Origin of the sequence: Conexibacter sp. CPCC 206217 (assembly GCF_030646165.1) — a bacterium.
Lineage (GTDB): Bacteria > Actinomycetota > Thermoleophilia > Solirubrobacterales > Solirubrobacteraceae > Conexibacter.
Genome location: NZ_JAUTDO010000010.1, coordinates 1 through 11,884, shown reverse-complemented (window position 1 = coordinate 11,884; position 11,884 = coordinate 1). Strand labels below are relative to the sequence as shown.

Genomic DNA, 11,884 nt, shown 5'->3' with positions numbered 1-11,884 from the left:
CAACGGCGCGGCGGGGCGCCCCGCGCGGGTCGTGACGATCTCCGCGAGAATCGAGACCGCCGTCTCCGCGAGGCGATCGAGGGGCCGGCGCTGGAACTACGCCTCCGACGTCACGTGGAACCGCACGCGGTCGCCGAGCCATGCCGTCTGGCCGTGCTCGAGCGGGCGGCCGTCGGCGAGGTAGCTCGTGCTGGTGACGACCAGCAGCGGCACGTCGCTGACGGCGTCGACGAGCAGCGCCTCCTCGCGCGTGGAGCGCACGACCTCCAGGTACAGCTCGCTACGCACCGGCACGAAGCCGTACTCGCGCTCGAGCGTGTCCGACAACGAGCCCTCGACGCCCGGGCAGCGCTCGATCCCCGGCACCACGGCGGCGTCGAACCACGAGCGGTACATCGCCGCCGGCTGGTCGTTGATGAAGATCCGCCGCAGCAGGTAGGCGACCTGGCCGTCCGGCGCCAGCTCCAACGGCGCGCGCACGTGCTCGGGCGGCGGCGTGAGCAGGCCCGACTCGATGATCTCGGCGCGGTTGGAGAAGCCCAGCTCCCTGATCCTCGCGGCGTAGGCGCCGAGCGTCAGGTTGAGGTCGTAGACGATCGGCCGCTGCTGCGGACGCACGTACGTGCCGCTGCCGCGCTTGCGCTCGACGAGGTCGTCCTTCGCCAGCTCCGCCAGCGCCTGCCGGACCGTGACGCGGCTGACGCCGTAGTGCCCGGCGAGCGAGAGCTCCGGCGCGATCCTGTCGCCGGTTCCCCACTCGCCCTGCGCGATCCGGCGGCGCAGATCCTGCGCCACCTGGAAGTACGCCGGCAGCGGGGACTGCTTGTCGACGGAGCTCATCGCACCACCTTACGTCGCCGCCGCTGGCGCGTGCGCACACCGCCGCAGTCCCCGCGCGCCGCTCACCCCGCGAGCCGCTCGATCGCGCCCGCGAGCACGCGCGCGCCCAGCTCGCAGTCGGCCGTCTCGGTCCATTCGTGCGGCGAGTGGCTGATCCCGCCGACGCTCGGCACGAACACCATCCCGGTCGGCGCATGCGGCGCGATCACCATCGCGTCGTGTCCGGCGCCGCTCCACATCCGCACCGGCTCGACGCCCTCGTCGGCGGCGGCCGCGGCGAGCGCCGCGACGACGCGCGGATCCATCATCGTCGGCGCCAGCTCGTAGTCGCTGACGACCTCCGCCTCCAGCCCCTCGGAGGCCGCGACCTCGGCGACCATCGCGCGCAGCCAGGCGATCGTCGGCGCGACGACCTCCGGCTGCGACGGACGCAGATCGACGGTGAAGCGGCACTCGCCCGGGACGACCGTGATCGCGCCCGGCGAGGTCGAGATGCGCCCGACGGTCGCGCGCAGCTCGCTGTGCTCGCGCGCCCGCTCGCGCAGCGCCAGCACCATCTTCGAGGCGCCGACGAGCGCGTCTCTGCGCGCGTCGGTCGGGGTCGCGCCGGCGTGGTTGGCCTCGCCTCTGACGATCACGTGGAAGCCGAGCACGCCGGTGATCGACTCGACGATGCCAAGCCGCTCGCCGGCGCTGTCGAGCACCGGCCCCTGCTCGACGTGCAGCTCCAGGTAGGCCGACAGCGACGGCGCGACGAACGCCTCGCCGACGCGCGCGGGGTCCATCCCCCGCGCCGCGATCGCCTCGCTGACGGTGACGCCCTCGGCGTCGGTCGCCGCGAGGCTTGCGCTGACGTCGTGGCCGGCGAAGGCGCGGCTGCCGAACAGCGCAGCGCCGAAGCGCGTGCCCTCCTCGTCCATGAACGAGCCGATCCAGATCGGCCGCGCCGGCTCGAAGCCCCTGCGCCGCAGGATCCGCACCGCCTCCAGTGCGCCGAGCACGCCGAGCACGCCGTCGAAGCGACCGCCGTTGGGGACGGTGTCGAGATGCGAGGCGGCCATCACGGCGCCCTCGTCGCCGCCGTCGACCTCCCATCTGGCGATCAGGTTGCCGGCCTGGTCGACCCCGGCGACGAGCCCGAGCGCCTCCAGCTCGCCGGCGACCCAGGCGTATGCCTGCGCCAGCTCGTCGGTCCAGGCGAAGCGCGAGATCCCACCGCGGCCGGTCGCGCCGATCTGCGCGACCTCCTCGAGGTCCTGCCCGAGCGTGCGGGCGAGCGTCTGCGGGCTGATCGACACGCCGCTCATCGCGACGCCACCGTCGCGATCCCGTCCTCGCTGTCGCGCGCGGCAGCCGCCGGGTCGCGCTGCGCCGGGTCGCCGTAGCCGCCGCCGCAGGGCGCCACCAGCCGCAGCACGTCGCCGGCCCGGGCCTTGCGGTACGGCGTCTTGGACGGCAGCGCCTGCTCGCGCGCGGTGCCGGGGTTGAGCGTGACCGAGCCCGCTCTGCCCTCGTGACCGCCGAACAGGCCCGGCGGTGGCACGAGGTTGCCGTCGCCCTCCAGCGAGAAGCCGCCGTCGGCGAGGAACTCGATCTCTCGCACGGAGCCGAGGCCGCCGCGCCAGCGACCGGCGCCCGCGCCCTCGTCGACCAGCTCGTAGCGCCGCACGCGCAGCGGGTAGTGCGACTCGATGTCCTCGATCGGGTTGTTGCGCGTGTTCGCGTAGAGCGTGTCGACGGCGTCGAGGCCGTCCTTGCCGCTGCGGCCGCCGTAGGAGCCCTCGACGATGTCCATGTAGACCCACGAGCCCTGTTCGCTCGCGCCGGAGTACGCGACGACCTTGAGGTTGCCGACCCCGGCCGCGACCTGGTCGGGCAGCACCGGCGCGAGCGCGCGCATGACCGTGTCGGCGATCACGTTGCCGGGGCAGAAGCGCGCGATCGTCGGCGCCGGGAAGCGCGGGTTGGCAAGCGAGCCGAGCGGCGCCTCGATCGTGATCGGGCGGAACAGCCCCTGGTTGCTGGCGACCGCGTCGTGCCGCACGCTGTCGAGCAGGATCGCCCGCAGCGTCAGGCAGATCGCGATGTCGACGGTGCCCTTGAACGGCATGTTGATCGGCAGGTCGACCTGGTCGGCGGTGCCGGTCAGATCGACGTGCAGGTCCGAGCCGGAGACCGTGATCGCGACCTTCACGAGCAGGTCGCGATAGGCCGGGTCGGGGTGGTCGAGGAAGCCGTCCATCCGCCCCTCCGCCGCGTAGCGGCCGTCGGGGATCCGCTCGATCTGCTGACGCAGGCTCGCCTCGGAGTGGTCCATCAGCTGCTCGGAGGCGGCCTGGACCGTCTCCAGGCCATAGCGCTGCACCAGCTCCAGCATCCGCGTCGCGCCGAGCTTGGCGGCGGCGACCTGCGCCTCCATGTCCCCGACGACGAGCTGGGGCAGGCGCGTGTTGTCGGCGACGATCCGCCACGCGCTCTCGTTGCGGCGTCCCTCCTCCTCGACCTTGACGGCGTTCAGCAGCAGCCCTTCGGCGAACGCGTCGGAGGCGTCGACGATCCCGCAGCTGCCGGGCGTCAGCGCGCCGAGGTCGAGGTGGTGCGCGGTCGTGACCGAGAAGCCGATCAGCTGCTCGCCGAGGAAGACCGGCACGACGAAGCCGACGTCGGGCTGGTGGGATGCGCCGTAGTAGGGGTGGTTGTGGATCACGACGTCGCCGGGTCTCCAGCTGTCGCCGAGCTCCGCGAAGCGGCGATCGATCCCTCTCACGTAGCCGGGGATCGGGCCGGACTGCAGCGGCGTCGACTGGGTCGACTCGCACAGCTGGCGGCGCTCGTGGTCCAGCAGCGCGCAGCCGAAGTCCTCCGACTCGCGGATGATCGACGAGTAGGAGGCGCGCGCGAGGCGGTAGCCCATCTCGACGGCGGTCGAGGTCAGCGCGCCGCCGATCACCGCGGCGGTGACGGGGTCGACGCGCGGTCGGTCGAGCGTGCTCATGCGAGCGCTCCTCTCGTCTCGGTCTGGTCGGTGGCGGTCGCGCGGTCGGCGGTCTGGTCGGTGGCGGTCGCGCCGTCGGCGGTCACGTCATCGTCGGCGGCGGCTCCGTGCTGCACGCCCGTCGCGTTCAGCAGCAGCGCGCCGCCGGGCGTGGCGGTCGCGCTCCAGCCGGGCGGCACGACGACGGTCGTGTCGCGCTGGAAGACGATCGCGGGACCGGCGATCGGCTCCTCCAGCGGCAGCCGCTCGCGCAGCAGCTGGCGCGTCGGGCGCGCCACCAGCTCGTCGCCGACGCGCCAGACGCCCGTCTGCTCGCCGATCTGCGCCTGCTCCAGCGTCCCGCTGCCGATCTCGACGCGCTCCAGCTTCGGGCGCGGTCCCGAGACCGTCACGCGCAGGTTGACGAGCTCGATCGGATCAGCGAAGTGGTGGCCGTACTCCGCTCTGTGGGCGGCGTGGAACGCCTCCAGCACCTGCGGCGTGAAGCCCTTGCCGGCGGGGATCCGCAGCTCGTAGCCCTGGCCCGCGTAGCGGCAGTCGAGCGCCCGCTCGATCGTCACGTCGGCCGCGTCGGCTCCGTCGCGCAGCAGCCGTGCGAGCAGCTCGCCGGCCAGCTCCTCGAACTGCCGGTTGATCGCGTCGCCGTCGATCGCGCCCTCGGTCATGAAGACGGTGCGCATGTGGTCGTAGCGCAGATCGGAGGTGAGCAGGCCGGCGGCCGAGGTGATGCCGGGATGCGGCGGCACGACGACCTCGCGGATGCCGATCGCGTCGGCCAGCTCGGCCGCGTGCAGCGGGCCGGCGCCGCCGAACGCGACGAGGCTGAAGTCGCGCGGGTCGTGGCCCCGCTCGACGGTGATCGAGCGGATCGTCTGCGCCATGCTGGCGTTCGCCAGCCGCAGGATCCCCTCGGCCGCCGCGAGCCGGTCGAGGCCGAGCTGGCCGGCGAGCCGGTCGACGACCGCCTCCGCGGCGGCCGTGTCGAGCGCCATGTCGCCGCCGAGGAAGCGCTCCGGGTCCAGCCGTCCGAGCACGAGGTGCGCGTCGGAGATCGTCGCCTCGGTGCCGCCGAAGCCGTAGCAGGCCGGGCCGGGCACGGCGCCCGCGCTGCGCGGACCGACCCGGAAGCCGCCGGCCTCGTCCAGGCGTGCGATCGAGCCGCCGCCGGCGCCGATCGTCTGGATGTCGAACATCGGCACCAGGAGCGGGAAGCCGGCGATCTCGGTGTCGCGCGCGGACGCCTCCGCGACGCCGTCCTCGGTCACGATCCCGATGTCGGCGCTGGTGCCGCCCATGTCGAACGTGATCAGCCGCTCGCGCCCGGCCAGACCGGCCGCCCAGCGCGCGCCGAGCACGCCGGCGGCGGGGCCGGAGAGCATCAGCGTGACGGGCCGCGCGGCGGCCTCGGCGACGCTCGCGACGCCACCGTTGGAGCGCATCACGAGCAGGTCGGCGCCGACGCCCTCGCGCTCCAGACCGGCGGTCAGGCGCTCCAGGTATCTGCCCGTGCCGGGCCCGACGAAGGCGTTCATCGCCGCCGTCGTGAAGCGCTCGAACTCGCGGAACTGCGGCGAGACGTCGGCCGAGGTCGTGACGAATGCCGCGGGCAGCTCCTCGCGCACGATCTCCGCCGCGCGCTGTTCGTGCGCGGCGTCGACGTAGGAGAAGAGGAAGCAGATCGCGACCGCCTCGACGCCGGCCTCGCCGAGCGCGCGGGCGACGCTGCGCACGCGCTCCTCGTCGAGCGCCACGATCACCTCGCCGCTCGACGCGATCCGCTCCGGGACGGTGAGGCGGTGGGCGCGGCGCACGAACGGCGTCGCCTGCCACGGGATGTCGAGCATCACCGAGTACGGCTCTGGGCGCTGATGGCGGCCGATGTGCACGACGTCGCGCACGCCCTCCGTCGTGACCATTCCGGTGCGCGCGCCGCGGTGCTCAAGCACCGCGTTGGTCGCGACGGTCGTGCCGTGCAGCACGCCGTCGAGGTCGCCGGGCGCGACGCCGGCGGCGGCGCACAGCTCGACGATCCCGGTCACGAGCGCGCGGCCGGGGTCGTCGGGGGTGGAGCGGACCTTGTGCACCGCCACGCGACCCGCATCGGAGTCGTAGAGCGCGAGGTCGGTGAAGGTGCCGCCGATGTCGATGCCTACCAGCAGCACGTGTCGGACTCCTTGGTCTTGGTGTTCGTGAAGGTCATCGCCGCGCCGCTCATCCGTCCGCCGCCGCGGCGCCGCTGCGGCGGCGCGACCACGTCGACAACGCGACGGCGAGCACCAGCGCGGTGCCGTAGAAGACGTCCTGCACCCACGCGGCGGCGCCGAGGATCGTCAGGCCGGTGATGCCGGTCACGAGGAAGTAGACGGCGATCACCGTTCCCCAGGGGTTGAAGCGACCGGGGACGATCGCGGTCGCGCCGAGGAAGGCAGCCGCGTACGCGGGCAACAGGAACGTCGCGCCGCTGGACGGGTCCGCGCCGCCGGTCACGCCGGCGTAGAGGACGCCCGCGAAGGCGGCGATCGTGCCGCTGGCGATCAGCGCGCCCCAGCGCAGCCGCCGCAGGTTGAAGCCCGACAGCGCCGCGACGCGCCGGCCGCGGCCGACGAACAGCAGCCGTCGCCCCAGCGGCGTGTACTCGAACACGATCCACAGCACGACGCAGAGCGCGATCCCGTACCAGAAGCCGAGCGCGACGCCGAGGAATCTCGTCGTGATGACGGCGTCGCTGAGCGTCGTCGAGATGCCGCTGATCGTCTGCGAGTCCGAGAGCCAGAGCACGAGTCCTTCGAGGATCGTGCCCGTTCCGAGCGTGACGATGAACGGATCGATCTCGAAGACGGCCGCGAGCGCGCCGTTGATCGCCCCGACGAGCGCGCCGGCCCCGAGCGCCGCCAGGATCGCGAACGCGAGCGGCACGCCGTGCTCGGCGTTGAGGTAGGCGACGAGCATGCTGGAGAGCGCCAGCACGCCGGCGATCGAGAGGTCGTAGTCGCCGGCCGTCAACGGCACGACGAGCGCCAGCGCGAGCACGACGAGGACGGCCTGGGAGCCGAAGATCGTCGAGAAGTTCGCGCTCGTCAGGAACGTGTCGGGCTTGAGGATCCCGAACACCGCGATCGCGACGATCCAGGCGATCACGAGACCGGAGCGCTCGACCAGGACGCTTGGGCGCAGCGCGTGGCGAGACGGCTTGGAGGAGGTCGTGGTGGCGCTCATGAGTGGTGGGTCTCCGCGAGGTCGGCGGCGGGCATCGTCGTGCTCGTGAGGACGTGCTCGGCGATCCGCTCCTTGCTCAGCTCCGAGCGCCGCAGCTCGCGCACGACGCGGCCGCGCGCGACGATCAGCAGCCGGTCGCAGAGCGCGGCCAGCTCCTCGTAGTCGGCGCTCGCGCAGAGCACGGCGCTGCCGCGGCGGGCGGCGCCGCTGATCGCGTCGAACAGCTGCCGGCGCGCCTGCACGTCGACGCCCTGCGTCGGCTGGTCCAGCAGCAGCACCCGCGGGTCGCGCTGCAGCCACTTCGCGAGCACGACCTTCTGCTGGTTGCCCCCCGAGAGGGCGCTCAGCGCGGCGCTCGGATCGTTTGGCACGACGGCGAATCTCTCGCCCAGCTCGCGTGCCTTCTCGCGCATCGAGCGGCGCGACAGCAGCGGGCCGCGGCGATGTTCGGGCAGCGTCGTCATCGTCAGGTTGTCGGCGATGCTGAGCGCGCCGACGGCGCCGTCGAGCGGACGGTCTGAAGGCACGAAGGCGAGGCCGAGGCCGACGGCGCGGCCCGGCGTGAGGCGCTCGAGCGCGATCTCCTGGTCGGGCGCGGGGTCGCCTGAGCGGTCCCGGCCGCTTGCACCGTCATGCCGCGTCAGCGTCAGCGTGCCCGTCGCCGGGCGCGAGCCGAACAGCAGGTGCGGCAGCTCCTCGAAGCCGGAGCCGAGCAGGCCGGTGACGCCGAGGATCTCGCCGGGGCGGACCTCGAGGTCGATCCCGTCGACGTAGCGGCCGCGCACGCCGCGCGCACGCAGGCGCGCAGGCACCGCGGCGGCCGCGGCAGCCGCCGCGGCGTCGTCCGCGGGCGGGCGCTGCGCCAGCGCCGCCAGCCGCCGTCCGACGATCAGCTCGACGAGCGCGTCGGCGTCCGTCGCGCTGACCTCGGTCGTGCCGGCCAGCCTGCCGTCGCGCAGCACCGTCACGCGGTCGCACAGCTCGACGACCTCGTCGAGGTCGTGCGTCACGAAGAGGACGCTGGCGCCATGCTCGACCAGCCCGCGCACGAGCGCGAACAGCTGCTCGATGCCGGCGCGCGGAAGGAACGCCGTCGGCTCGTCGAGCACCAGCAGCTGGTGCTCGTGCGGGCCGTCGCGCAGCTCCTCCACGGCGCGCACGATCGCCAGCAGCGCGCGCTGCATCTGGCTGAGGCTGGCGACCTTCGCGCGCGTGTCGATCTCGCCGAGGCCGTGGCGCTCCAGCGCCTCGGCCGCGCGGGCGTGCTCGACGCGCCAGCGCACGGTCTTCTGCACGCCCGCCCCGAGCCGCGCGACGATCAGGTTCTCGCACACCGACAGCTCCGGCACGAGGCCGAGGTCCTGGTGCACGAACGCCATCCCGAGGGCGCGATAGGCGCCCGGCGCGAGCGGCAGCGCGACCGGCTCGCCGCGCATCGCGAGTCGGCCCTCGTCGGGCTGGTGAAAGCCCGACAGCACCTTCAGCAGCGTCGACTTGCCCGAGCCGTTCTGGCCGAGCAGGCCGTGGACCTCGCCCGCGCGCAGCTCCAGCTCGACGGCGTCGAGCGCGCGGGCGCCGCCGAAGCTCTTGCTGAGGCCGTGGATCTCGAGCAGCGTCGTCATCGCGATCAGCCGCCCAGGCCCCAGAGCTTGCGGTAGCCCGCTCTGTACTCGTCGCCGAAGCCCTCGGCGGTCGCCGGGTTGGTGCCGGCCTCGTCGATGTTGTCGGCGTCGAAGATGCGCAGCGGCAGCTTCGGGTCGCTGACCGGCTCCAGCCCGCCGATCAGGCGCATCGCCTGGTCGGTTATCGCGTAGGAGACCCATTCGAGGTTCTCCGCGACATCCATCTCGACGTCGCCGCTCTTCACCATTCTGAGCACGCTCGGCGTGCCGTTGAAGGTGACGACTCTGACGCGGCTGGCCGCGCCGGCGGCCTTGATCGCGGCGACCACGAACGGCGCCTCGGCCGAGTCGTACAGCGCGATCACGTATCTGATGTTCGGGTTCTTGACGAGCTCGGACTGGACCTGCGGCTGGATCTTCGTCGCCACGTCGGCGATCGCGACGTTGATCGTCGAGACCGGGCAGTCGTCGCCGCAGGCTCTGTCGAAGACGTCCTGGATCCCTCTCATCATCGGCGCGGTCGAGACAACCTCGTCGATCTTCACGACGAGCGTGTCGCCCTTGCCGCCGGTTCTCGCGACGACCCAGTCGGCCAGCAGCCGGCCGGCCTGCTCGTAGGGGATCGAGACGGTGTCGACTCCCTCGGCGGGAGTGTCGCCGACGTCGTAGAGGTGGGACGCGATGACCGGGATTCTGGCTGCCTTCGCCGCGCTCACCTGCGGCCCGATGCTGCCCGGGTTGATGCCGGCCATCAGGTTGATCGCGTTCACTCTGCGGTCGACGCCGGCGTTCATGCCCTGGACCCACTCGACCGGCTTGCCCTGGTTGGGCCAGTCGAGGAATCTCATCCCGACCTCGCCGCTGAGCTCTCTGACGCCGTCCTGGAGCGTCTGCACGAACGGGATGCTGCTCGACGCCGGGATGCTCATCAGCGTCTTGCCGGCGACCAGTCTTCTGGCGTCGAACGGCTCACCCGGGGCCTCGAATGTCGGCACGCCGCGGTAGGCGTCGAGCTCCTTCTGCGCGTCCGCGACGCCGCTGGAGGCGGCGGTCGTCTCCGTCGCGCCGGAGGAGCCGCCGGCTGCCGCCGTGCTCGTGCTCGCCGTGTCGTCGCTGCTGCCGCAGCCCGCCGCCAGCGTCGCTGCGCACAGCAGCGCCAGTCCGAATCCAGATCGCCTCACCGTCGTCGCACGCATCCCGGTACTCCCTGACTGGTTGTCTTACCAATAGGACAACTTCGGTTGCGAAACCTAGACAACTTCAGAGAGGTCCGCAATCGCCGTCTGGTCGGACTCGCTTGGCCGGATGTCCAAGCGGCGGGCAAGCCGGCGCGCCGTCGATCTCGATCGTGCCGCCGTCGGGCTGCGCGACGCAGGCGACGATCTTCGCCAGCGTCGACTTGCCTGAGCCGTTCTCGCCGGTCAGCGCGTGCACCTCGCCGGCCGCGATCGTGCGGTCGACGGCGTCGAGCGCACGGACTCCGGGAAAGGACTTGCTGACCCCGCGCAGGCGACGAGCGGCTGCGCGCGAGCGCCGTCGCTACGCGCTGCCGCGCGGCAGCAGCGCGTCGAGCGACGGCAGCCGCACGCGCGTGGCGGCGGGGTCGCCCTCGAGGCCGGCCGCGACCAGCTCGACCGACGACAGCAGATGGGACGCCAGCAGCTCGACGGCGCGCTCGGCGTCGCCCTGCTCCAGCGCCTCCAGCATCTGCAGGTGCTCCTGCCCGCGGCGCGCGACGTGCTCGGGGTTGCGCATCGACTCGACGCGGTAGCGCTCGCTGTTGCGCCACGCCGGGCCGATCGAGCGCACCAGCCACTCCGAGCCGCAGGCGCGGTACATCGTGAAGTGGAAGCGCTCGTGCGCGTTGCGCGCGCCGACCTGGTCGCCGCGCTCGCGCGCGGCGACGTGCTCGTCCAGCGCGGCGCGCGCGGCGGCGCTGTCCTGCTCGGTCATCCTGCCGGCCGCGGTGCGCATCGCGAGACATTCGAGGTTGACGCGCGTGAAGTACGTGTCGTGCAGGTCCTCGAGCGTCAGCGGGCGCACCCACGCGCCCTTGTGCGCGACGATCTCGACGAGCCCGAGGCCCTCCAGCCGGCGCAGCGCCTCGCGCACCGGCATGATCGACATGCCGAGTTGCTCGGCCAGCTCCTGCAGCCGCAGCGGCGAGCCGGGCGGGATCTTCCCGTCCATGATCGCCTCGAAGACGGCCTCCTCGGCCTGGTCTCCGGCAGTCTGGCGCGCGGGTCGGGAGACGACGGGAGCGGTCGCACTCACCAGGCTGGCTGCGCCGGCCCCGTTGGTCGCGGCCGCCGACCCGTTGCCGCCGGCGGCTCCGTTGCTGCCCCTCGTCGTCACTCGTCGCGCGCGCTTGCTCATGTCAATGCCACCGCCACCACGTTGTTGCGAAGCTCTCCGAGGCCGATCACCTTCGTCACCACCACATCCCCGTCGTTCAGAACGACCTGCCGATCCCGGGCGTTGCCGATCCCGCTGGGCGTTCCGGTCAGTCGCCGCATTCTGAAGCATCTCACCGTTCAACTCACAGGTGATCTGCAGGCCGTGCGGATCGGGCACCTGGTCGGCCGTCGTGATCCACGGTCCGAGCGGCATCGTGTCGTCGATCGACGTGCCCTTCAGCCACTGTCCGCCATGCGCGCGCCGGAGGGCGACTCCTCCTCTGAGCCGAACGCTCGATCGCGCGCGAGCGTCGAGCCGGTCATCGTGGCGGCGTCGAAGAGCAGGAACAGCAGCGGGCCGACGACGTCCTCGGGGGTCCCGATGCCCGTCGTCTTCTGCCAGTGCTCGCGCTCGCCGCCGGTCGGGTTGGCGGCTTGGAGCTGGGGCGTGACGATCACGCCGGGGAAGACCGTGTTGACGCGCACGCGGTCGTCGGAGACCTCGGCCGCGAGCGACTTCGCGAACGCGATCAGCGCGCCCTTGTCGACGCGGCGGTGGCGTGTGACGACCGCGGCGACGGCGGCGTCGACCGCGTCCCTGTCGGAGACGTAAGGGTCGGCTTCGCCGCCAGTGCCGGCGGCCGACGACGACCTGCGCCGGCGCATCGCCGTCGACAACGCGCGCGCGGCGCTGGGGTTGGAGACACGCCACTAGCATCTGACCCATGCAGAACCTCGCGCAGCCCCTCCACCGCCGGGTCACTTTTAGTCGGAATTTGACGTTGTCGTTGTCGCGGTCGTGTCAGTGTTTTTGT

Annotated in this window: 9 protein-coding genes and 2 pseudogenes; all 11 read right to left on the bottom strand. The window is 72.6% G+C overall.

The window, feature by feature from the left end; all coding sequences use genetic code 11:
• Window positions 1-96: 96 nt before the first annotated feature.
• The 11 genes and pseudogenes from Q7L65_RS22865 to Q7L65_RS22815 all read right to left on the bottom strand — a co-directional run bounded on the left by Q7L65_RS22865 (window position 97) and on the right by Q7L65_RS22815 (window position 11,735).
• Window positions 97-840 (bottom strand): GntR family transcriptional regulator, encoded by a 744-nt coding sequence (locus tag Q7L65_RS22865; RefSeq protein ID WP_304724854.1) that lies wholly within the window; start codon window positions 838-840, stop codon window positions 97-99.
• Between the two features lie 62 nt (window positions 841-902).
• Window positions 903-2,147, bottom strand: a complete 1,245-nt coding sequence (locus Q7L65_RS22860) for a Zn-dependent hydrolase (protein ID WP_304724853.1) — start codon at window positions 2,145-2,147, stop codon at window positions 903-905.
• The gene (locus Q7L65_RS22855; protein ID WP_304724852.1) at window positions 2,144-3,835 is read right to left on the bottom strand and encodes a hydantoinase B/oxoprolinase family protein; all 1,692 of its coding nucleotides are present in this window, start codon (window positions 3,833-3,835) and stop codon (window positions 2,144-2,146) included. Before Q7L65_RS22855 ends, Q7L65_RS22860 begins: the two co-directional genes overlap by 4 nt.
• Window positions 3,832-5,997: a hydantoinase/oxoprolinase family protein gene (locus Q7L65_RS22850; RefSeq protein WP_304724851.1), complete on the bottom strand. Its 2,166-nt coding sequence runs from the start codon at window positions 5,995-5,997 to the stop codon at window positions 3,832-3,834. Before Q7L65_RS22850 ends, Q7L65_RS22855 begins: the two co-directional genes overlap by 4 nt.
• 49 nt (window positions 5,998-6,046) lie before the next feature.
• Window positions 6,047-7,051: an ABC transporter permease gene (locus Q7L65_RS22845; RefSeq protein ID WP_304724850.1), complete on the bottom strand. Its 1,005-nt coding sequence runs from the start codon at window positions 7,049-7,051 to the stop codon at window positions 6,047-6,049.
• Window positions 7,048-8,673, bottom strand: coding sequence for a sugar ABC transporter ATP-binding protein (locus tag Q7L65_RS22840; protein WP_304724849.1), 1,626 nt, complete (start codon window positions 8,671-8,673; stop codon window positions 7,048-7,050). Before Q7L65_RS22840 ends, Q7L65_RS22845 begins: the two co-directional genes overlap by 4 nt.
• A 5-nt stretch (window positions 8,674-8,678) precedes the next feature.
• Entirely contained in the window at window positions 8,679-9,869 is a 1,191-nt protein-coding gene (locus tag Q7L65_RS22835) for a substrate-binding domain-containing protein (protein ID WP_304724848.1), read from the bottom strand.
• Window positions 9,870-10,005: 136 nt separating this feature from the next.
• Window positions 10,006-10,182, bottom strand: a pseudogene (locus Q7L65_RS22830) (ATP-binding cassette domain-containing protein); the annotation flags it as partial.
• 30 nt (window positions 10,183-10,212) lie between these two features.
• Window positions 10,213-11,049, bottom strand: a complete 837-nt coding sequence (locus Q7L65_RS22825; RefSeq protein WP_304724847.1) for a GntR family transcriptional regulator — start codon at window positions 11,047-11,049, stop codon at window positions 10,213-10,215.
• A pseudogene (locus tag Q7L65_RS22820) lies at window positions 11,046-11,283 on the bottom strand (fumarylacetoacetate hydrolase family protein). The gene Q7L65_RS22825 and the pseudogene Q7L65_RS22820 overlap by 4 nt, the downstream one beginning before the upstream one ends.
• A 23-nt stretch (window positions 11,284-11,306) precedes the next feature.
• Window positions 11,307-11,735 (bottom strand): SDR family oxidoreductase, encoded by a 429-nt coding sequence (locus tag Q7L65_RS22815; protein ID WP_304724846.1) that lies wholly within the window; start codon window positions 11,733-11,735, stop codon window positions 11,307-11,309.
• Between the last annotated feature and the right edge of the window lie 149 nt (window positions 11,736-11,884).